At 54.3% G+C, this 20,082-nt stretch carries 18 protein-coding genes and 4 tRNA genes; 7 read left to right on the top strand and 15 right to left on the bottom strand.

Going from position 1 to position 20,082, the window contains the following annotated elements; all coding sequences use genetic code 11:
* Positions 1-41: 41 nt before the first annotated feature.
* Both recQ and pldA read right to left on the bottom strand, forming a co-directional pair.
* Entirely contained in the window at positions 42-1,871 is a 1,830-nt protein-coding gene (gene recQ / locus OGY09_RS01400) for an ATP-dependent DNA helicase RecQ (RefSeq protein ID WP_032945703.1), read from the bottom strand.
* Between the two features lie 88 nt (positions 1,872-1,959).
* Positions 1,960-2,829 (bottom strand): phospholipase A, encoded by an 870-nt coding sequence (gene pldA, locus OGY09_RS01395; protein ID WP_003828947.1) that lies wholly within the window; start codon positions 2,827-2,829, stop codon positions 1,960-1,962.
* Positions 2,830-2,994: 165 nt separating this feature from the next.
* On the opposite strand from pldA, the gene yigI reads away from it, so the two are divergent.
* Both yigI and rarD read left to right on the top strand, forming a co-directional pair.
* On the top strand, positions 2,995-3,462 hold the full coding sequence (gene yigI / locus OGY09_RS01390) for an acyl-CoA thioesterase YigI (protein WP_003017917.1): 468 nt from the start codon (positions 2,995-2,997) through the stop codon (positions 3,460-3,462).
* A 51-nt stretch (positions 3,463-3,513) separates the two neighbouring features.
* Complete coding sequence (gene rarD, locus OGY09_RS01385; RefSeq protein WP_003828953.1) at positions 3,514-4,407, top strand: EamA family transporter RarD; 894 nt, start codon at positions 3,514-3,516, stop codon at positions 4,405-4,407.
* A gap of 73 nt (positions 4,408-4,480) precedes the next feature.
* Here rarD and corA read toward each other — a convergent pair whose 3' ends face one another.
* From corA to lptM, 8 genes are all read right to left on the bottom strand, one after another.
* Positions 4,481-5,431 (bottom strand): magnesium/cobalt transporter CorA, encoded by a 951-nt coding sequence (corA, locus tag OGY09_RS01380; protein ID WP_003017920.1) that lies wholly within the window; start codon positions 5,429-5,431, stop codon positions 4,481-4,483.
* A gap of 154 nt (positions 5,432-5,585) precedes the next feature.
* Positions 5,586-5,642 (bottom strand): YsgD/CorL family protein, encoded by a 57-nt coding sequence (gene ysgD / locus OGY09_RS01375; protein WP_212723238.1) that lies wholly within the window; start codon positions 5,640-5,642, stop codon positions 5,586-5,588.
* A gap of 247 nt (positions 5,643-5,889) precedes the next feature.
* The gene (gene uvrD, locus OGY09_RS01370; protein ID WP_003828957.1) at positions 5,890-8,052 is read right to left on the bottom strand and encodes a DNA helicase II; all 2,163 of its coding nucleotides are present in this window, start codon (positions 8,050-8,052) and stop codon (positions 5,890-5,892) included.
* 88 nt (positions 8,053-8,140) lie between these two features.
* Positions 8,141-8,857: a 5-amino-6-(5-phospho-D-ribitylamino)uracil phosphatase YigB gene (gene yigB, locus OGY09_RS01365; RefSeq protein WP_032945701.1), complete on the bottom strand. Its 717-nt coding sequence runs from the start codon at positions 8,855-8,857 to the stop codon at positions 8,141-8,143.
* On the bottom strand, positions 8,857-9,759 hold the full coding sequence (xerC, locus tag OGY09_RS01360) for a tyrosine recombinase XerC (RefSeq protein WP_032945700.1): 903 nt from the start codon (positions 9,757-9,759) through the stop codon (positions 8,857-8,859). The genes yigB and xerC overlap by 1 nt, the downstream gene beginning before the upstream one ends.
* Positions 9,756-10,463, bottom strand: a complete 708-nt coding sequence (locus tag OGY09_RS01355) for a DUF484 domain-containing protein (RefSeq protein ID WP_008787084.1) — start codon at positions 10,461-10,463, stop codon at positions 9,756-9,758. Before OGY09_RS01355 ends, xerC begins: the two co-directional genes overlap by 4 nt.
* Positions 10,460-11,284, bottom strand: a complete 825-nt coding sequence (gene dapF, locus OGY09_RS01350) for a diaminopimelate epimerase (protein ID WP_003017933.1) — start codon at positions 11,282-11,284, stop codon at positions 10,460-10,462. The genes OGY09_RS01355 and dapF overlap by 4 nt, the downstream gene beginning before the upstream one ends.
* A 49-nt stretch (positions 11,285-11,333) precedes the next feature.
* Entirely contained in the window at positions 11,334-11,537 is a 204-nt protein-coding gene (gene lptM / locus OGY09_RS01345) for an LPS translocon maturation chaperone LptM (RefSeq protein ID WP_003017937.1), read from the bottom strand.
* A 138-nt stretch (positions 11,538-11,675) separates the two neighbouring features.
* Between lptM and cyaY the strand changes: the two genes are divergently transcribed.
* Positions 11,676-11,996: an iron donor protein CyaY gene (cyaY, locus tag OGY09_RS01340; RefSeq protein WP_032945697.1), complete on the top strand. Its 321-nt coding sequence runs from the start codon at positions 11,676-11,678 to the stop codon at positions 11,994-11,996.
* Positions 11,997-12,072: 76 nt separating this feature from the next.
* On the opposite strand, the gene cyaA is transcribed toward cyaY, so the two are convergent.
* The gene (gene cyaA, locus OGY09_RS01335) at positions 12,073-14,619 is read right to left on the bottom strand and encodes a class I adenylate cyclase (protein ID WP_275399198.1); all 2,547 of its coding nucleotides are present in this window, start codon (positions 14,617-14,619) and stop codon (positions 12,073-12,075) included.
* A 394-nt stretch (positions 14,620-15,013) separates the two neighbouring features.
* Here cyaA and hemC point away from each other — a divergent pair, with 394 nt between their 5' ends.
* The 4 genes from hemC to hemY are packed head-to-tail and all read left to right on the top strand — an operon-like array spanning position 15,014 to position 19,097.
* Positions 15,014-15,955 carry a hydroxymethylbilane synthase gene (gene hemC / locus OGY09_RS01330; protein WP_003828972.1) on the top strand — a complete coding sequence of 314 codons (942 nt, stop codon included), beginning with the start codon at positions 15,014-15,016 and terminating at the stop codon, positions 15,953-15,955.
* Entirely contained in the window at positions 15,952-16,692 is a 741-nt protein-coding gene (gene hemD / locus OGY09_RS01325) for a uroporphyrinogen-III synthase (protein WP_003828974.1), read from the top strand. The genes hemC and hemD overlap by 4 nt, the downstream gene beginning before the upstream one ends.
* A gap of 21 nt (positions 16,693-16,713) precedes the next feature.
* The gene (gene hemX / locus OGY09_RS01320) at positions 16,714-17,895 is read left to right on the top strand and encodes a uroporphyrinogen-III C-methyltransferase (protein ID WP_008787080.1); all 1,182 of its coding nucleotides are present in this window, start codon (positions 16,714-16,716) and stop codon (positions 17,893-17,895) included.
* Between the two features lie 2 nt (positions 17,896-17,897).
* Positions 17,898-19,097, top strand: coding sequence for a protoheme IX biogenesis protein HemY (hemY, locus tag OGY09_RS01315; protein WP_008787079.1), 1,200 nt, complete (start codon positions 17,898-17,900; stop codon positions 19,095-19,097).
* 455 nt (positions 19,098-19,552) lie between these two features.
* On the opposite strand, the gene OGY09_RS01310 is transcribed toward hemY, so the two are convergent.
* The 4 genes from OGY09_RS01310 to OGY09_RS01295 all read right to left on the bottom strand — a co-directional run bounded on the left by OGY09_RS01310 (position 19,553) and on the right by OGY09_RS01295 (position 19,985).
* A tRNA-Pro gene (locus OGY09_RS01310) sits at positions 19,553-19,629 on the bottom strand.
* Between the two features lie 41 nt (positions 19,630-19,670).
* A tRNA-Leu gene (locus OGY09_RS01305) sits at positions 19,671-19,756 on the bottom strand.
* Positions 19,757-19,776: 20 nt separating this feature from the next.
* Positions 19,777-19,852, bottom strand: a tRNA-His gene (locus OGY09_RS01300).
* 56 nt (positions 19,853-19,908) lie between these two features.
* Positions 19,909-19,985: transfer RNA gene (locus tag OGY09_RS01295), tRNA-Arg, on the bottom strand.
* Positions 19,986-20,082 lie beyond the last annotated feature (97 nt).

Below are 20,082 nucleotides of genomic sequence, written 5' to 3'. Positions count from 1 at the left end.
GTTCAGTGAGTCACCATCCTGGCACTTTTTTGCCCGGCTGACTACTCTTCGTCGTCACCATCAACGTGTGCGCGAATAAGCGCCATAAACTCTTTACCGAAACGCTCAAGTTTACGCATCCCCACACCGTTGACGCTTAGCATTTCACTCGGTGAAACCGGCATCTGCTCTGCCATTTCAATCAGTGTGGCGTCGTTGAACACCACGTACGGCGGAATGTTCTCTTCGTCGGCAATGGCTTTACGCAGCTTACGCAATTTGGCGAACAGTTTGCGGTCGTAGTTACCACCGAAGGATTTCTGCATCGCACGCGGTTTCAGCGCCACAATACGTGGTACAGCAAGCTGTAACGCAACGTCACCGCGCAACACCGGACGCGCGGCTTCGGTTAGCTGTAACGCGGAGTGATGAGCAATATTCTGCGTCACCAGGCCCAGGTGAATAAGCTGGCGAATAACGCTCACCCAGTGTTCGTGGCTTTGCTCGCGACCAATGCCATAGACCGGCAGTTTGTCATGAGCCAGTTCGCGAATACGCTGGTTATTCGCTCCGCGCAGCACTTCCACGACGTACCCCATGCCGAAGCGTTGGTTAACACGGTAAATCGTCGACAGCGCTTTGCGCGCATCCATAAGTCCGTCGTACTGTTTTGGCGGGTCGAGACAGATATCGCAGTTGCCACACGGCTCCTGGCGCCCTTCGCCAAAATAGTTCAGCAACACCAGACGACGACAGGTCTGCGCCTCGGCAAACGCCCCCATCGCATTGAGCTTATGACGTTCGATATCCAGCAGTTGCCCGGCGGGTTTCTCTTCGAGGCAACGGCGTAGCCATGCCATATCAGCCGGATCGTAAAACAGCATCGCTTCCGCCGGCAGGCCATCACGCCCGGCGCGGCCGGTTTCCTGGTAATAGGATTCGATGTTACGCGGAATATCGAAATGCACCACGAAGCGTACGTTAGGTTTGTTGATCCCCATACCGAACGCCACGGTCGCCACTACGATTTGCAGGTCATCACGCTGGAATTTCTCCTGCACCTCGGCGCGTACGGCATTTTCCAGCCCGGCATGATAAGCCCCGGCGCTGATGCCACGGCTTTGCAGACGCGCGGCGGTGTCTTCGACTTTGGCGCGACTGTTACAATAGATAATGCCAGACTTACCGCGCTGCTCTTGCACGTAGCGCATCAGCTGATCGAGCGGCTTAAACTTCTCCATCAGCATGTAGCGAATGTTCGGTCGGTCAAAGCTGTTGATTTGAATTAACGGATCGTTCAGTCCCAGCAGACGCACAATGTCCAGCCGGGTTGTCTCATCCGCGGTCGCGGTCAGCGCCACAAACGGCAGCGTCGGGAAACGCTGGCGCAGCTGGCCCAGCGCAGCGTACTCGGGGCGGAAATCATGCCCCCACTGCGAAATACAGTGTGCTTCATCAACCGCCAGCAGCACCGGATTCCAGTGCGCCAGATGCTCAAGGAAGTTATCCAGCATCAGTCGTTCGGGCGCAATATACAGTAAGCGAATCTGCCCGCTGCGACAGCCCGTCATCACCTCAAGCTGCTGTTCACGACTTTGAGTAGAATTCAGGCACGCCGCCGCCACGCCGTTGGCCAGCAGTTGATCGACCTGATCTTTCATCAGGGAAATCAGCGGGGAAACAACAACGGTGAGTCCGTTTAGCAATAATGCGGGAATTTGATAGCACAGGGATTTACCGCCGCCGGTCGGCATAACGACCAGGCAGTCGCGACCAGAGAGCACGGTATCAATGATTTCTTCCTGACCGGGGCGAAACTGTTGGTAGCCAAAGGTTTCCTGCAAAACCTGTTTAGCGCCCATTTCCAGATTCAACACTTCCGCCTGCGCCACATTAACCCCATTCGCCCGAAATAAAAACAGGCGCTATTTTCAGCGCCTGAGAGAGAAACTGCAATGATTAAAATACTCTCAATACTTATCAGAAGATATCGTTGAGCATCACGCCCACACCGACACGCGTCTGATTGAAGTTGTAGTCAATCAGCGATTCGCCGTAACCACTGTAGACCTGAGTGTATAGACGCACATGCTTCGTGATGGGATAACTGGCACCCAGCTCTGCACCACCGTAGCCAGTATTCCAGTTGTACTGGCCTTTCACGCTGATAACCGCGTCACCCAGGTGATACCCCATTTTCAGCTGATAGTAGCCCATGTATTTAGTGATATCAGGGTTATCGTCGGTGCTACCAATCACGTACCACGGCTTAACTTCCACCAGCCAGTTACCATTTTCAGCCATCAGACGGGTATAAAGACGGTTCCAGCTACGTGACGTGGGATCGGATCGGCCGTTGGAGTCATGGTTATAACCCATTTCGACATCACGAAGAGTCCAACCGGCAAAGCGATAGTCGGTAGCGAAACCGAGGAATAATTGCGGTTCGTAGTTGGTTTCGCGAAACGGTGAAGACTCTTCACTGTTCGAAAGCTGCCACCAGGACTTCTGGGTATAGGAACCACCAAGTACCGAGTTTGGGCCTAATATCCCGCGCCAGAGCGGAAACGCCAGGCTTAACTGAAACTTAACCTCATCTTTGCGCGCATTTTCGGACCAGCTATAACTGCTGATCGCCTCTTTGTTCATGTCGCTGGTATTGGTGTAAATAAGATAGTTGGTGTCATAAGGATAAAGCGTGAAAGGGTTGTCATGTTCCTGCAGCATATTAGCGATAATACTGCCACGAACCGCCGGTGCATCATGAATCTCTTTCACTGTCGCTTCCTGCGCATACGCGGTCAACGGCAGCATAATTGCTGGTAGTAACCATCCCAGAATCGCCCGCATCGGTAATGTTCTCCTGAACCAAAATATTGATGAATTGTATAATTATCTGGCAAGTATTCTACATACTTAGCTAGTTCCTCGTTAGTTATCCCGTCCTAAAGTAGAAAACAACAAATAATAAGCATAACATCAACATTTCATTAACCACCGAGATGTAGGGATCGTATGTCTGCCGTACTTACTGCTGAGGAAGCGCTGAAGTTAGTGGGTGAAATGTTTGTCTATCATATGCCGTTTAACCGGGCGCTGGGACTAGAGCTCGAACGCTATGAGAAAGAATTTGCTCAATTAGCCTTTAATAACCAACCGATGATGGTCGGAAACTGGGCGCAAAGCATTCTGCATGGCGGCGTGATCGCCTCGGCGCTGGACGTCGCCGCCGGGCTGGTATGCGTTGGGAGTACGCTGACCCGCCATGAAACGATCAGCGAGGACGAACTGCGTCAGCGGATGTCACGCATGGGTACAATCGATTTGCGTGTTGATTATCTGCGCCCCGGAAGAGGGAATCGCTTTACCGCCACCAGTAGCCTGCTGCGGGCGGGTAATAAAGTCGCTGTTGCGCGCGTGGAATTGCATAACGAAGAACAGCTTTATATTGCCAGCGCAACCGCCACTTATATGGTGGGGTAAGCGCCTAAAAAAAGGTAAACTGCTGTTACATTTCTGCAATGAGTTTTCCCGATGGATGCTAAACAAACGCGGCAGGGCGTGCTACTCGCTCTTGCTGCTTATTTTATTTGGGGTATCGCTCCCGCCTACTTCAAGCTGATTTACTATGTTCCGGCGGATGAGATCCTGACGCACCGCGTCATCTGGTCATTTTTCTTTATGGTGGTACTGATGAGCATCAGCCGCCAGTGGTCAGGCGTCAAAACGCTGCTACAAACGCCAAAGAAGATCTTCCTGCTGGCGCTCTCTGCAGTGCTCATCGGCGGAAACTGGCTGCTGTTCATTTGGGCGGTCAATAATCACCATATGCTGGAAGCCAGCCTCGGCTATTTTATTAACCCACTGGTGAATATTGTGCTGGGAATGCTATTCCTCGGTGAGCGCTTTCGTCGAATGCAGTGGCTGGCGGTACTGTTAGCCGCCTGCGGCGTGCTGGTACAGCTGTGGACCTTCGGATCGCTGCCAATAATCGCGCTGGGACTGGCGTTCAGCTTTGCGTTCTATGGGCTGGTGCGCAAGAAGATTGCCGTCGAAGCACAAACCGGCATGCTGATCGAAACCCTGTGGCTTTTACCTGTCGCCGCCATCTATCTGTTTGGCATTGCGGACAGCTCAACCAGCCATATGGGGCAAAACCCCATGTCGCTCAACCTGCTGCTGATTGCCGCGGGTGTCGTGACCACCATTCCACTGCTGTGCTTTACCGGCGCGGCAACCCGCCTGCGTCTGTCCACGCTGGGATTCTTCCAGTATATCGGGCCTACGCTGATGTTCCTGTTGGCCGTCACCTTCTACGGTGAAGTCCCGGGAACGGATAAAATGGTCACGTTTGCGTTTATCTGGGTGGCACTGGCGATTTTCGTGATGGATGCGATTTATACGCAACGACGGGTTCGTCGGAGCTAGGGGAGTGCCGGATGGCGCTTCGCTTATCCGGCCTACAAAAGCACATCGCCGTAGGCCGGATAAAGTACAGTGATTACAGCCAGTTCTTGCGCTTAAAGTACAGATACGGCGCCAGTCCCGCGAGCATCATAAAGACAATCGCGCCCGGGTAACCGAAGCTCCAGTGCAATTCCGGCATAAACTCAAAGTTCATCCCGTAGCTGGAAGCCACCAGCGTCGGCGGCAGGAATACCACAGAAACTACCGAGAAGATCTTGATGATGCGGTTCTGCTCGATGTTGATAAAGCCCATCGCCGCCTGCATCAGGAAGTTAACCTTCTGGAACAGCGATTCATTATGCGGCAGCAGTGACTCGATATCGCGCAGGATCTCACGCGCCTGCTCCAGCTGACTGCCCGGCAAACGCGCTTTACGCACCAGGAAGTTCAGCGCGCGCTGGGTATCCATCAGACACAGACGTACTTTCCAGCCGATATCTTCCAGTTCCGCCAGCGTCGACAGCGCTTCATCATATTCATCGCCCTGACGCCCTTCCATGATCACACGGCTGAGTTTTTCCAGGTCGCTGTAGATGTTTTCGATCTCATCCGCCAGCTGTTCAATTTTGGTTTCGAACAGGTCGAGCAACAGCTCGTAGGCGTTGCCATCCACCATCGCCTGGTTACGCGCACGCATGCGGTACAGGCGGAAAGCCGGCAGTTCGCGCTCGCGCAGAGTAAACAGGCGGCCTTCGCGAATGGTAAATGCGACGGTTGAGTTACCCGCGTGATCGTCGGCGTCTTCGTAAAAGAAGAAGGAGTGGATGTGCAGACCGTCTTCGTCTTCAAAAAAACGTGCGGATGCTTCGATGTCTTCCAGTTCAGGGCGCGTAGCCAGATTCTGGCCCAAGTCCTTTTGCACACGGTTTCGTTCTTCGTCATCCGGCTCGACTAAATCGACCCAAACCGAACTGGCCAGGTGCTCGATCTCGTCTGCCTCAAGGCGAGTTAAACGATTGTTTTCCAGTTGAAATGCGCTCAGCATGACCGGGACTCCCAATGCAAAAAATTATCGGACAGTTCGGAGGGCACACAGAAACAAATTGGGTTTCAGACCATTAAACAGCCTGACTCAGCGCGACGGGAAAAAACAGAAGGTCGCTGACAACCGCGAAGGCTATCAGCAAAAAGGGATAGCCTTAGGAGTTGATCCTGGATGACAGGATAATGAGCCAGTATCTACTGGGTGTGTCCAAGGCGAATGTCCTCTTAGCGTAATCGTGCGCGCATGTTACGCCAGCAAAATTTTGACGTCAACACGCAACGGATGGCGAAAAAGTAATAATTTCCCCTTATACAGAAAGGTTAGCAGAGGGGAATTATTTATCTATGATTTCAGAATATTAACCGACAGATAGCCGGATGGCGGCTTCGCCTTAACCGGCCTACAAATCAAAATATTACGTTCCGCGTAGGCCTGATAAGCGCAGCGACATCAGGCGATCATACCGTTTCCAGTCTGGCGTAGGCGGCAACCAGCCATTTGATTCCCTGCCCCTGGAACGCGACCTGCAAACGACTGTGTTCGCCGCTTCCTTCCAGGTTGACGATGGTGCCCTCGCCAAATTTAGCGTGGCGCACGCGTTGGCCGAGCTTGTAGCCGGTATCATTTTCCGCCATTGGCGTGCCCATCCGCTGATGGCTCACCGGGCGGCTGACAGTGGCGCGCAGGCGAACCTCTTCAACGCACGCTTCCGGCAGTTCGCCGATAAAGCGCGACGGACGATGGTAAACCTCTTTGCCGTACAGACGACGCGTTTCGGCGTAGGTCAGCGTCAGCTTTTGCATTGCGCGGGTCACGCCTACGTAAGCCAGGCGGCGCTCTTCTTCGAGGCGACCGCCTTCGTCCAGCGACATCTGGCTGGGGAACATGCCTTCTTCCATCCCGACGATAAACACCTGCGGGAACTCCAGACCTTTCGCCGAGTGCAGCGTCATCAGTTGTACCGCGTCCTGCCAGGTATCCGCCTGCCCTTCGCCCGCTTCCAGCGCAGCGTGAGACAGGAATGCCTGCAGCGGCATTAAGTCTTCGTCTTCTTCGTTGTAGCTGAACTGGCGCGTTGCCGTCACCAGTTCGTCTAAGTTTTCGATACGCGTCTGGCCTTTCTCGCCTTTTTCCTGCTCGTACATCATGCGCAGGCCGGAGTCTTTAATCACCCGGTCAGTCTGCACGTGCAGCGGCATATCGGCGGTCTCCTGCGCCAGTGCGTCAATCAGCTCCATAAAGCGCTGTAAGGCGCTGGCGGCGCGACCAGCGAGGGCTTTTTCCTGCAACAGCTCACGACAGGCCTGCCACAACGTTAGCTGGCGGTCACGGGAGGTCTGACGCACAACATCTAAAGTACGATCGCCAATCCCGCGGGTGGGCGTATTCACCACGCGCTCAAACGCGGCGTCGTCATTGCGGTTGGCGATCAGACGCAGGTAGGAAAGCGCATCTTTGATTTCCTGGCGTTCGAAGAAGCGCATCCCGCCATAAATCCGATACGGCATGCTGGCCTGTAACAACGCCTCTTCCAGTACGCGCGACTGGGCGTTGCTGCGATAAAGAATAGCGCATTGCTCCAGCGCACCACCGTTGTCCTGCCAGGTCTTGATACGATTGACCACAAAGCGCGCTTCATCGAGTTCGTTGAACGCGCAGTACAGCGAGATCGGTTCGCCGTCGACGCCATCGGTCCACAGCTTTTTACCCAGACGCCCATTATTGTTTTCAATCAGGGCGTTAGCCGCGCTGAGGATATTGTTGGTCGAACGGTAGTTCTGCTCCAGACGAATGGTTTCTGCGCCGGGGAAATCCGTGAGAAAGCGCTGGATGTTCTCCACCTGCGCTCCGCGCCAGCCGTAGATTGACTGATCGTCATCACCGACGATCATTACCTTGCCGGTATCGCCCGCCAGCAGGCGGATCCACGCGTACTGAATGTTGTTGGTATCCTGAAATTCGTCCACCAGGATATTGGTAAAACGTTCGCGGTAGTGCTGCAGGATATGCGGTTTGTTGAGCCACAGCTCGTGGGCGCGCAGCAGCAGCTCGGCGAAATCCACCAGCCCCGCGCGGTCACACGCTTCCTGGTAAGCCTGATACACTTTCTGCCAGGTTTGCTCAACCGGGTTGCCGTAGCTTTGCAGATGATGCGGACGCAGCCCTTCGTCTTTCTGGCTGTTGATGAACCACATCGCCTGACGCGGTGGCCACTGCTTCTCATCAAGGTTCATCGCTTTGATCAGACGCTTGAGCAAACGCAGTTGGTCTTCACTGTCGAGGATCTGAAAATCCTGCGGCAGGTTCGCATCCATATGGTGCGCGCGCAGCAGGCGGTGGGCCAGACCGTGGAATGTCCCCACCCACATACCGCCCTGGCTGGTTCCCATGATCTGGCCGATACGGTGGCGCATTTCCGCCGCCGCTTTGTTGGTAAAGGTCACCGCCATAATGGAGTACGGCGAGTTATTCTCAACCGTCAGTAACCAGGCGATACGGTGCACCAGCACGCGCGTTTTACCACTCCCCGCGCCTGCCAGAACCAGCATGTTGCTGCGTGGCGCGGCCACCGCTTCACGCTGTTTATCATTAAGGCTGTCGAGCAGGTAAGAAACGTCCATTGGCACCGCCGCGTAAAAGTAGGTAAGGCGGATTAGCGTAGCGCCATCCGCCAAAAAGCTGGGTATATATACAGAGTTCTGCTGGTGATTATATCAGCGAGGTCAGAGATGCCAACTGTGAAATTTCGATATGCGGAAGCAAACGACTGTCTGCGGTTTGCATCAGGTCGGCATTTTCCGGTTTGATCCAGCAGGCCTGCATACCACAACGGATGGCGCCCGCGACGTCCGTCGTCAGGTCATCACCCACGTGCAGAATCTCACCCACAGGCATTTTCAGTTTTTCCGCCGCCAACGTGTACATGTCGCTAAACGGTTTTGATCGTCCGTCTGGACCGGCGCGCAGCACAAACTCAAAGTAATCACCCAGGCCAAACAGTTCCGGCTGCGCGTTACCGTTGGTGATCGCCACCAGCGGCCATTTGCGGGCCAGCGCCTTCAGCGTGTCATGCGTCGTCTGCGGGACTTCAATGCGGCTACGCCATTTGGCAAAATTCATCATCGCCGCATTCGCCCCCATTCTGGCTTCTGCCGCTGACAACCCCGCCTCCAGCATAGCGCGCTCTACGGCACGGTGACGCCATTGGGTAACATCGTGGTAGATTTCCGGCTCGGCGTCGCGAACGGCCTGACGTAAGCGCTGTAGGTCGCTATTTTGCAGCGAATTCAACGCCGGATGGTAATTCTGTACAAACGCGAGCGCTTCCTGCTCGGTGCGTGTGATAACGGGACGGTTATCGTAAAGGGTGTCATCAAGGTCAAAGGTGAGCGCAGAAATGCGCCCCAAAGGCCGGTAAAAACGCATTATTTCCCCCGTTTGGCGCGCGGATGCGCCGCATCGTACACTGAAGCCAGGTGTTGAAAATCAAGATGGGTATAGATTTGAGTCGTGGAGAGATTGGCATGACCCAATAACTCCTGCACTCCGCGCAGATCGCCGCTCGACTCCAGCATATGCGTCGCAAAGGAGTGACGCAATTTGTGGGGATGTACGTGGCTGTTCAGCCCCTGCTTGATACCCCATTCAGCAAAGCGTTTCTGCACATTACGCGCCGAGATGCGTTTGCCCAGTTTGGACAGAAATAGCGCATCGTCATCGCTGCCAAATAGCCCGCGCAGATCCAGCCAGTGCTCAATCCACGCCACCGCGTTGCGGCCAATCGGCAGGCGACGCTCTTTACTGCCCTTACCCATCACCCACACTTCGCCGGTGTCGAGGTCGAGATGTTTAATATCCAGCCCAACCAACTCAGATAAACGCAGCCCCGCGCCGTACATCACTTCCAGCATTGCTCTATCGCGCACGGCAAGGGGATCGTTGAGATCGATATCCAGCAGACGATTAACGTCATCGACATCGATATTTTTAGGGAGATGACGCGGTGCTTTCGGCGCGGAAACGCTTTTTGCCGGATTGGCTTTCAGCTCGCCCTGATTAACCAGCCAGTCGAAGAAACTGCGTAACGCGGAGAGACGCAGCGCCAGACTCGCCGGCCCCAGTCCCTTACGACGGCTGCGCACGGCAAAACTACGTACCATCGCAGCATCACATTGTTGCCAGCTTTGCAGACCGGTCTCTCCGGCTAACGCAATGATGGCATCAAGCTGACGCTGATAATTAAGCAATGTGATCGGGCTAAGCTGACGCTCAACGCCCAGATAGCGCAAAAAGCGCGCCACATCCTGAGAAAGGGGTGAATCGGTCATACGCGTTCAATCCAGCGCTCCAGCAGTTCCGGCAACATCAGCGAGATTTCCTGCAGCAATTGCGTGCCTTGCCCCTGCTGGTAATGATTAACGTCACGGCTGCTGAACAGCATCACGCCCAGAGAGCCATCTTGCCCGAGCATCGACATCGCCACCGAGCCTATGGCTTTCGCCTCCGGCATCATGACCAGCAATTCCGGACCATTGAGCGGCCCAAGATAGTGCTGTGACTGACCCAGACGCTGGATACGCAGCGGTTCGAAAGCCTGACGGCTTAATGCCAGATGGGTGAATTTTGATGGCGCGCCAAGTCGCCAGCGATCCGGGAACAGACGAACCGTCGCTCCGGCCAGCCCTAACTCACGCGCCCAGCGATGAAATCGCATCAGCATGTCGTCAAGACTGCTGGCCGACACCAGCCGTCCTTGCAGATTTAACAGACGATAGAACAGGCTTTCATTGGCGTTGGCTTGTTCCATCAACAACGCCATGTTCTCTTCCAGCACGTTAATATGATTACGTGCCCGCGCCATATGCCATTCCACTAAAGAGACCGTGCCCCGCACTGGGTGCGGAACTCGCATCGCTTCAACGGCCTGGGCATTACGGATAAAAAACTCAGGATTACGTTGCAGGTAATCGACGACCGCCCGGTCGTCCAGCTCCATGAGCGTTTCCTGTAGTTCTTCCCCTGGTTGCTTCATAAGTGAATAAATCCGTCGTAGACATGTGCCGCCGGGCCAGTCATATACAGCGGATGACCCGGACCTTTCCAGGCGATATCAAGTCGACCGCCCGGTAATTCCACCCTCACTTCTTCCGCCAGCAGACCCTGCTGGATACCGACCGCAACGGCAGCGCACGCACCGCTGCCGCAGGCCTGCGTTTCACCCGCGCCGCGCTCATAGACGCGCAGTCGGATATGCTCGCGTTTTACCACCTGCATAAATCCGATATTGGCGCGTTCAGGGAAGCGTTCGTGGCTTTCCAGAACCGGTCCCAGTGTTTCTACCGTGGCCGTATCAACATCATCAACCTGAATCACGCAGTGCGGGTTCCCCATTGAAACCACGCCGCACAATACTGTCTGTTCAGCCGCGCGCATAATATAGGTCTTCTCTGCTTTGTTAGCGCGAAAAGGAACCTGCGAGGGTTCAAAATTGGGTTCGCCCATATTCACCCGCACCAGCTCGTCGTCGGTGACGGTTAATACCATACGACCATTCGCGGTACTGACGCGAATATCACGTTTATTGGTCAGCCCTTTCAGACGAACAAAACGGGCAAAACAGCGGGCGCCATTGCCACACTGTGACACTTCACTGCCGTCGGCATTAAAAATACGGTAGTGGAAATCCAGCTCCGGATCATACGGAGGCTCAACCACCAGCAGCTGATCAAATCCAACGCCGAGATGTCTGTCGGCCAGGCGGCGGATCAGCTCTGGTGAGAAAAAGACATTCTGCGTTACCGCGTCGACGACCATAAAATCGTTGCCAAGGCCATGCATTTTAGAGAATTGCATCATTCACTCCGTTCACGCGGGTACAGAAATGTAAAATCTATTCCTGCCGTTAGTAATTCACCTGAGAAGGCCCATCACTAATCCCACGATCGTTTTTCTCAGGCGTGGTGGATTGCGATTGCGGCTGAACGCTCTTGGTCGGAGGCGGCGCGGTTTTATCAGCTGGCGGGAAATAGAGCGGGCCTTTTAGCCCACAGCCCGTAAGGCTGAACAGAGTAAAAATGACAGCGAGTGGCTTTAACACGTTTTTCATTATGGATTGCCTGTAAAGTTCATGCTTTCTGTTTTCTATCATCGCAGGAGAAGGCGTAAAAGCAAGAGTTTGGCTAAAAACTGCATCGCGATTTATTCCACGTTATACTGCGGGCATCACGAAAAATAGGATAAGAAAATGAACGACAGTGAATTTCATCGCCTTGCTGACACCCTGTGGATGACCATTGAAGAACGTCTGGATGACTGGGATGGCGACAGCGATATCGATTGTGAGATCAACGGCGGCGTGCTGACCATCAGCTTCGATAACGGCAGCAAAATTATCATTAACCGTCAGGAGCCGCTGCACCAGGTGTGGCTGGCGACCAAACAGGGCGGCTACCACTTTGACCTGAAAGGCGACGAGTGGATCTGCGACCGAAGCGGCGAAACGTTCTGGGATCTGTTGGAACAAGCGGCAACGCAGCAGGCGGGTGAAGAGGTGAGCTTCCGCTAAGCTTTAGTGCCGGATGCGCTTCGCTTATCCGGCCTACTGTAGGCCCGGTAAACATGGCGTCACCGGGCAAGTTAACTCACGAGAAATACTGCTGTAACAGCGGCGTGTCGTTGTCCTGACTGGCTGGCGGAACGGCGCTAATCGGCTGGGTGCGGAACGGAATCACCTGCGCGCGCCCGTCGGTTTTCACAATCTGATAGAACTGCGGCAGGTTAAAGTTGATGAAGCTGGAGCCGTAGGTAAAACGATCGTGCGACGATGAGTAGAAACGGCTGACGTCGCGTACCAACTCCTCTTTGCTACCTTCGCAGTGGTGATACACCTCGGCCCGATTGCTTTCGTCCAGAATGTAGATATTAAAGCCCTGCTCATCACCCGTTTCTTCGAAAAAGAACTGAATAATCCCTTCGCTGGCAAAACCGTCGACCACCGACGGCAGTTTCACATGGTTGGTCTCAACCTGGACGGAAAGCCCGTGCAGTTTGTTATGTGAAATCGCGCCATAGAATTCAATTGCGTTTTCCAGCTTCTGTACCGAAACGTTCAGGCGCTCGAAGAACAATCCCCACGTCTGGCCGGAAACACGCAGCGCTTTGAAACGTCCGGTTTCCTGACGGGTGCTGGAGAGGCGTAATTCGATGCACTCAGACACCAGTTGCTGCACGCGGGTGCGAATTAAACCGCGCAGATGCTGGCTATAGCAGAAGACCTCGACGCTATCTGGCGGCGCGGCATCCTGGTGCATTTTGCCCAGAATCGTTTTTAACGCTTCAATCATCGCCTGCTCGCCGTTGAAGTGCAGCGTACGCACTTCATTCCACGAGTTGCGGTACAGCAGGTCGACGCTACCCACCAGGCAATTTTGCTCTTCGCCAAAGCTGAAGACGTCCAGCTTACGGAAGTCAAAATGTACCACCTGATTGCGAAACGCTGCCGTTGGGTCATATTCGAGGTTAACGATAATCGCCAGATGGCGAATTTCGCATGGGCTATAGAGCGCTTTCGGCGTTGGTGCAGGCAGCCGCAGCGGGAAGTGGTGCGATACGTCGGCGACCATTTCCTGCAGCTTCGGCAAATCAACAATGCCGTTGCCCTTAATAAACAAATGCGTACGCGAGGTCAGCAGGCCGTTGAACCAGGCCCACGCCACCAGCTTATTTAGATAGCGGTTATATTCCAGCGGCTGATGGCTGATGATCGAGTCCATGTTCGGCGCGCGGTTGTAGAGATACCAACCTGAACGGTTAGCACGACCCGGCGGTACATGGATAAAGGTCAGATTCGGTTCCGAGAGATCCGGAGATATCTGCGGGTTCACCAGCGTGACTTTACCCGGCAACGCTTCAAACGCGGCATACAGCTTACGGGTCAGCACGCCGATATCCTGCGGGCTGGCGCTGACGCTGAGGTTATTGCGCCGCGCAAAGCGGATCAGATTACGATAGCTCTGCATCATCGCATCGAGCAGTTCGTTATGCGCTTCGCGTACCTGGTCAATCTTCCAGTTAGCGCGGTTATCCAGCATGGTCAGACGGGCGTCATCCCAGCCCCACTCTTTCACTAACTGACTTAATACTTCACGACGCCAGCCCACGCAGGCGCGCTCACGGCTCAGTTTCTCACACACTTTTAAGTAGAAACATCGACGCACTAAATCCAGGCGCGTCGGATCTTCGATCGCCGTGAGGTACTCGGTAACGCGCTCCAGCATCATGCAGTAAGGATCGAGACCAAAAGAGACGATCTCGCCATCGTGCAGGCGCTGTTTTATATCTTTCGCCAACAGGCGCGGATTGGGGTATTCCCAGGAATAGGCTTCCAGCAGCAGCGTTTTCAGCACCGCCTTGTAAGGGGAGTCGATACTCTTGTACAGCTGCCACAGGCTGGCGCCAAAGTATTCTTCGGCGGAGAGCGAACTGAGTCCGCCGAGATCCAGCCATTCATTTGGCGTTAACACCCCCTGAGCGTAGAGCGTCATGACGTAATCGTCGTAATGCTCTTCTTCATCTCCCGGCACCATATTCCACAGAATACGTTTACCCGCGAGGCGCACAGCGGTGCGATAGAATTCATCAAGCAACAGGATATGCTGCGTCGAGCCACAGTCTTCGCCACCGAGACTGCCGCTTTCATTGTGACGGAAACGGTTTTCATCAATCAGGAAGAAGCTGACTTCCACGCCCAACGAGGCGGCCCAGCTTTCCAGCAGGCTACATTTTCGCTGCAGCAGCTGGCGCTCTTCGCTATCCAGCCAGGATTGATGGCAGACCCAGATATCAAGGTCAGAGGAACAGCTTTGCCCTACCGAAGAGGTGCTACCCATTGAGTAAACGCCGGTGATCGGCAGTTCGCCCTTGGGAGGATCCTGCGGCGACATACCGCGGTACAGTTCCAGTTCGTTCAGGTAGTGGCGTTGGGTTTCATCAGGCGTGTAAAAGCATATGCCTTTGGGAACGTTACCATTGAGGTAACCCGGCATCAGCGGATGGTGGTAGTGCAATAATGTCGGCAGCAGACTGTATACCTGCTGGAAGGCAGGTCCCATGGCAGCAAGCGCGCGATCCACACGCAGTTGATTTATGGCATCCAGTCTCTGTTTCAGAGTCTCAATATAGAGGTACAAGACGTATCGCCTGATGTTGCTATCCGTCATGTTGTCGATTGCCGCGGCGCAAGCGCTCACAATAATCGCCATCAATTCGGATAAACCGTATGTCAAAAATAACCGTTACCTGTTTTTCGCCCATATTTTTTTATGCTGTTCAGCCGAAAAAATGGTCTAAAACGTGATCAATTTAACACCTTGCTCATTGACCGTAAAGAAAGATGCGCTACATACAAGTGTAGCACCGTTCGTTACGTGTAAATTCCTTCATACGGTCGGGAGGTTTCTCGTCATTATTCACTGCCAGTGATGATGCAGCGCCTTTTCCTCTCACTTACGTTTGAGCGTAACGCTGACATCCCTTTGATAAGGATGTTAGGATGGTCAATGATTGATAATGACGGTAACAAGCATGTTAGACAATGTTTTGAGAATTGCCACACGCCAAAGCCCCCTTGCGCTCTGGCAGGCACATTATGTCAAAGACGCCTTAATGGCAAACCACCCCGGTCTGATCGTGGAACTGGTTCCTATGGTAACCCGTGGCGATGTGATCCTTGATACCCCGCTGGCGAAGGTCGGGGGGAAAGGGTTGTTTGTTAAAGAGCTGGAAGTCGCGCTGCTGGAAAAACGCGCCGATATCGCTGTGCATTCCATGAAGGATGTGCCGGTTGAATTCCCTGACGGTCTTGGGCTGGTCACCATTTGTGAGCGAGAGGATCCGCGTGATGCTTTCGTATCAAATAAGTACAACTCGCTGGATGAACTCCCCGCAGGCAGCATCGTCGGGACATCCAGTTTGCGCCGCCAGTGCCAGTTGGCGAAGCGTCGCCCGGATCTCGTCATCCGTTCGCTGCGCGGCAACGTAGGCACGCGCCTCAGCAAACTGGATAACGGCGATTATGACGCCATTATTCTGGCGGTCGCCGGATTAAAACGTTTAGGTCTTGAGTCGCGAGTCCGCACCGCTCTGCCGCCGGAAGTCTCCCTGCCCGCTGTCGGGCAAGGCGCAGTAGGCATAGAATGTCGACTGGATGATATGCGCACTCAGGCGCTGTTAGCGCCGCTCAACCATGAAGAGACCGCGCTACGCGTCAAAGCAGAACGCGCTATGAACACCCGCCTGGAAGGGGGATGTCAGGTACCTATTGGTAGCTATGCCGAAATCATCGACGGTGAGATTTGGCTACGTGCGCTGGTCGGCGCGCCAGACGGTTCACAGATGGTATGCGGAGAACGTCGCGGCGCTACACAAGATGCCGAACAGATGGGCATCTCTCTGGCAGAAGAACTGCTGGAGAACGGTGCGCGCGCCATTCTGGCGGAAGTTTATAACGGAGAAGCCCCCGCATGAGTATTCTGGTCACCCGCCCGTCTCCCGCAGGGGAAGAGTTAGTGAGCCGACTGCGCACACTGGGGCAGGTGGCCTGGAGTTTTCCGCTCATCGAGTTTTCACCTGGTCGGGAACTGGCAACGGTTGCTTCCCGACTGTCGGCGCTGACGGAGAACGATCTGGTCTTCGCTCTCTCGCAGCACGCCGTCACCTTTGCAGATGCCGAGCTTCGCCAGCAAGAGAAAAGCTGGCCATCCCTTCCGCGTTATTTTGCCATTGGCCGTACAACGGCGCTGGCGCTGCATACTGTTAGCGGCTTCAATATTCACTACCCTCTGGATCGGGAAATTAGCGAAGTCTTGCTACAATTACCTGAATTACAAAATATTGCGGGAAAACGCGCGCTTATATTACGCGGCAACGGTGGCCGGGAGCTGATAGGTGAAACCCTGACGGCACGCGGAGCCGATGTCGATTTTTGTGAATGTTATCAACGCAGTGCAAAACATTACGATGGTGCGGAAGAAGCTATGCGCTGGCAATCCCGTGGCGTAACCACGGTGGTTGTCACCAGCGGAGAGATGCTACAACAGCTCTGGTCGCTCATTCCGCAGTGGTATCGTGAGCACTGGTTACTACGCTGTCGGCTGTTGGTCGTCAGTGAGCGTCTGGCGCACCTCGCCCGGGAACTGGGCTGGCAAGATATTAAGGTCGCTGATAACGCCGACAACGATGCGCTACTACGCGCATTACAATAACTCTCATAATGGGATGCCATAATGACGGAACAAGAAAAATCCTCCGCCGTGGTTGAAGAGACCAGGGAGGCCGTGGAAACCACGTCACAGCCAGTCAATACTGAAAAAAAGAGTAAGAACAGCACGGCGCTGATTCTGAGCGCTGTGGCGATTGCTATTGCGCTGGCTGCAGGCGTTGGGCTGTACGGCTGGGGGAAACAACAGGCAACAACACAAACGGCAACCAGCGATGCGCTGGCGAACCAGCTGACGGCGCTGCAAAAAGCGCAGGAAAGCCAAAAAGCTGAGCTGGAAGGCATTATTAAACAGCAGGCAACACAGCTGGATGAAGCCACTCGCCAGCAGGCCGCGCTGGTCAAACAGCTTGATGAGGTCCAGCAAAAAGTCGCCACCATCTCCGGCAGCGATGCGGGCACATGGCTGCTGGCGCAGGCTGATTTTCTGGTGAAACTGGCCGGTCGTAAATTATGGAGCGATCAGGACGTCACCACCGCCGCTGCGCTGTTGAAAAGCGCCGACGCGAGCCTGGCGGATATGAACGACCCGAGCTTAATTACCGCGCGACGTGCGATTACTGACGACATCGCGAGCCTGTCCGCGGTGACTCAGGTCGACTATGACGGCATTATCCTGAAAGTGAATCAGCTCTCTAATCAGATTGATAACCTGCGTCTGGCCGACAACGACACCGACGATTCTCCAATGGACTCCGACAGCAGCGAGCTTTCCAGCTCGATTAGCGAATGGCGCGTCAATCTGCAAAAAAGCTGGCAGAACTTTATGGACAGCTTCATCACTATTCGCCGTCGTGATGAAACCGCCGTCCCGCTGCTGGCGCCGAACCAGGACGTGTACTTACGTGAGAACATCCGTTCTCGTCTGTTAGTGGCCGCACAGGCCGTGCCACGTCATCAGGAAGAGACATACCGCCAGGCGCTGGAAAATGTCTCCACATGGGTGCGTGCTTACTACGACACCGACGATGCAGCGACCAAAGCGTTCCTTGAAGAAGTAGACCAGCTGAGCCAGCAAAGCATCAGTATGGATGTTCCGGAAACGCTGCAGAGCCAGGCTATTCTCGACAAGTTAATGCAGACCCGCGTACGTAATTTACTGGCGCAGCCTGCCACAGCACCAGTAGCAGCAGCGCCTGCGCCAGCGCCTTCGACAGACGCTCCGGCAACCGCGCCGCAAGGAGAATAATGATGCTAAAAGTATTGTTGCTCTTTGTGCTGTTGATCGCCGGGATCGTCGTCGGTCCGATGATTGCCGGTCATCAGGGCTACGTGCTGATCCAGACGGATAATTACAATATCGAAACCAGCGTGACGGGCCTGGTGATCATCCTGATCGTCGCCATGGTCGTCCTGTTCGCGATTGAATGGCTACTGCGCCGAATTTTCCGCACAGGCGCGCATACCCGCGGATGGTTTGTCGGTCGGAAGCGTCGTCGCGCCCGTAAGCAAACCGAGCAGGCGCTGCTCAAGCTGGCAGAAGGCGATTATCAGCAGGTTGAAAAGCTGATGTCGAAAAACGCCGATCATGCAGAACAGCCGGTAGTGAATTACCTGCTGGCGGCAGAAGCGGCTCAGCAGCGCGGTGACGAAGCGCGCGCCAACCAACACCTTGAGCGTGCTGCCGAACTGGCCGGAAATGATACGATCCCGGTAGAAATCGCTCGCGTTCGCCTGCAACTGGCGCGTAATGAAAATCACGCCGCACGCCACAGTGTAGATAAACTGCTGGAAGTGACGCCACGTCATCCGGAAGTGCTGCGTCTGGCTGAACAGGCCTACATTCGTACCGGCGCATGGAGTTCGCTACTGGATATCATTCCATCCATGGCGAAAGCGCGCGTGGGTGATGACGAGCACCGCGCTATGCTGGAACAACAGGCATGGGTTGGCTTGATGGATCAAGTCCGCGCCGATCAGGGCAGCGAGGGGCTGCGTGCATGGTGGAAAAACCAGAGCCGTAAAACCCGTCATCAGGTTGCTTTGCAGGTAGCGATGGCTGAACATCTGATTGAGTGTGACGATCACGATACGGCGCAGCAGGTCATCATTGATGGTTTGAAACGTCAGTACGATGACCGCCTGGTGCTGCCGATCCCGCGTCTGAAAACCAATAATCCGGAACAGATAGAAAAAGTGCTGCGCCAGCAGATTAAAGCCGTGGGCGATCGCCCGTTGCTGTGGAGTACGCTGGGTCAGTCGTTAATGAAGCATGGGGAATGGCAGGAAGCTACGCTCGCCTTCCGTGCCGCTCTCAAACAGCGCCCGGATGCCTATGACTACGCCTGGCTTGCTGACGCGCTGGACAGATTGCACCAGCCGGAAGAAGCCGCCACCATGCGCCGTGATGGCCTGATGTTGACGCTGCAGAACAACAATCCCCCGCAGTAACTCCTGAATGCCCGGTGGCGCTTTCGCTTACCGGGCCTACATATTTTTCAATCGTATAAACAAAATCCTTCGAGAAGTCGCTCGAAGGATTATGTTTATGCATAAAAAAACGCCCGCTCGGTAAGGAGCAGGCGTTAAACAGGTCTGTATGACAACATAAATGGGTGCTTCACTCAACGTTATGTCCATGGTGTTTGATGAGGCCTGAGCGACATCTGTCTGTGGACGATAAGCACCGTAAACGGCTCTGCATCATTCCTGAGTTTATGAGGCCAGATGGCGAACATAAGAGATGGAATGAGCATCTACCCGCATATTATTGCACAACGCATGCCACGATTGCACTGCAAAAACCAGGTATTCGGACTTTTTAAGACTTCAGGAAATTCGCAGATGCGCAGGCTAAGAAGGGAAAATCTGAAAACAAAAAACCCCGCCGAAGCGGGGTTCAAAATTGGTCGGCGAGAGAGGATTCGAACCTCCGACCCACTGGTCCCAAACCAGTTGCGCTACCAAGCTGCGCTACTCGCCGTTTTACTGCTTTTTGAATTTTTAGTTCAATTCTTTAAGTCGTGGTGCGAGGGGGGGGACTCGAACCCCCACATCCTAAGGACACTAACACCTGAAGCTAGCGCGTCTACCAATTCCGCCACCTTCGCATTTCACAACTTTAAATTAATGGGGTGGCTAATGGGATTCGAACCCACGACAACTGGAATCACAATCCAGGGCTCTACCAACTGAGCTATAGCCACCACTGCAAATCTTTTACGCGGTATTAAAACCACCGCAGCTCTGGCACCCTACTAAATGGTGCGCCCGACAGGATTCGAACCTGAGACCTCTGCCTCCGGAGGGCAGCGCTCTATCCAGCTGAGCTACGGGCGCTTAGCGCCGTTGCGGGGCTGGATATTACGGAGGTCTCGGTCTTCTGTCTAGTGCTTTTTTAAAATAAATTATCGTTTGGTCATGGTTTGTGCGTTTT

This window comes from Citrobacter sp. Cpo071 (assembly GCF_030332765.1).
In the GTDB taxonomy this organism is placed as follows: Bacteria; Pseudomonadota; Gammaproteobacteria; order Enterobacterales; family Enterobacteriaceae; genus Citrobacter; species Citrobacter portucalensis.
The sequence above is the reverse complement of the archived record's forward strand: the minus strand, read 5'-3'. Positions and strand labels throughout refer to the sequence as shown.

What these genes read in the sequence shown, in the direction of transcription:
- yigB (WP_032945701.1), bottom strand. Translation starts at nt 8,857, where the DNA reads ATGCGTTTTTACCGGCCTTTGGGGCGCATTTCTGCGCTCACCTTTGAC.
- OGY09_RS01355 (WP_008787084.1), bottom strand. Translation starts at nt 10,463, where the DNA reads ATGAAGCAACCAGGGGAAGAACTACAGGAAACGCTCATGGAGCTGGAC.
- hemX (WP_008787080.1), top strand. Translation starts at nt 16,714, where the DNA reads ATGACGGAACAAGAAAAATCCTCCGCCGTGGTTGAAGAGACCAGGGAG.
- hemY (WP_008787079.1), top strand. Translation starts at nt 17,898, where the DNA reads ATGCTAAAAGTATTGTTGCTCTTTGTGCTGTTGATCGCCGGGATCGTC.
- corA (WP_003017920.1), bottom strand. Translation starts at nt 5,431, where the DNA reads ATGCTGAGCGCATTTCAACTGGAAAACAATCGTTTAACTCGCCTTGAG.
- hemC (WP_003828972.1), top strand. Translation starts at nt 15,014, where the DNA reads ATGTTAGACAATGTTTTGAGAATTGCCACACGCCAAAGCCCCCTTGCG.
- pldA (WP_003828947.1), bottom strand. Translation starts at nt 2,829, where the DNA reads ATGCGGGCGATTCTGGGATGGTTACTACCAGCAATTATGCTGCCGTTG.
- xerC (WP_032945700.1), bottom strand. Translation starts at nt 9,759, where the DNA reads ATGACCGATTCACCCCTTTCTCAGGATGTGGCGCGCTTTTTGCGCTAT.
- hemD (WP_003828974.1), top strand. Translation starts at nt 15,952, where the DNA reads ATGAGTATTCTGGTCACCCGCCCGTCTCCCGCAGGGGAAGAGTTAGTG.
- dapF (WP_003017933.1), bottom strand. Translation starts at nt 11,284, where the DNA reads ATGCAATTCTCTAAAATGCATGGCCTTGGCAACGATTTTATGGTCGTC.
- yigI (WP_003017917.1), top strand. Translation starts at nt 2,995, where the DNA reads ATGTCTGCCGTACTTACTGCTGAGGAAGCGCTGAAGTTAGTGGGTGAA.
- rarD (WP_003828953.1), top strand. Translation starts at nt 3,514, where the DNA reads ATGGATGCTAAACAAACGCGGCAGGGCGTGCTACTCGCTCTTGCTGCT.
- cyaY (WP_032945697.1), top strand. Translation starts at nt 11,676, where the DNA reads ATGAACGACAGTGAATTTCATCGCCTTGCTGACACCCTGTGGATGACC.
- uvrD (WP_003828957.1), bottom strand. Translation starts at nt 8,052, where the DNA reads ATGGACGTTTCTTACCTGCTCGACAGCCTTAATGATAAACAGCGTGAA.
- lptM (WP_003017937.1), bottom strand. Translation starts at nt 11,537, where the DNA reads ATGAAAAACGTGTTAAAGCCACTCGCTGTCATTTTTACTCTGTTCAGC.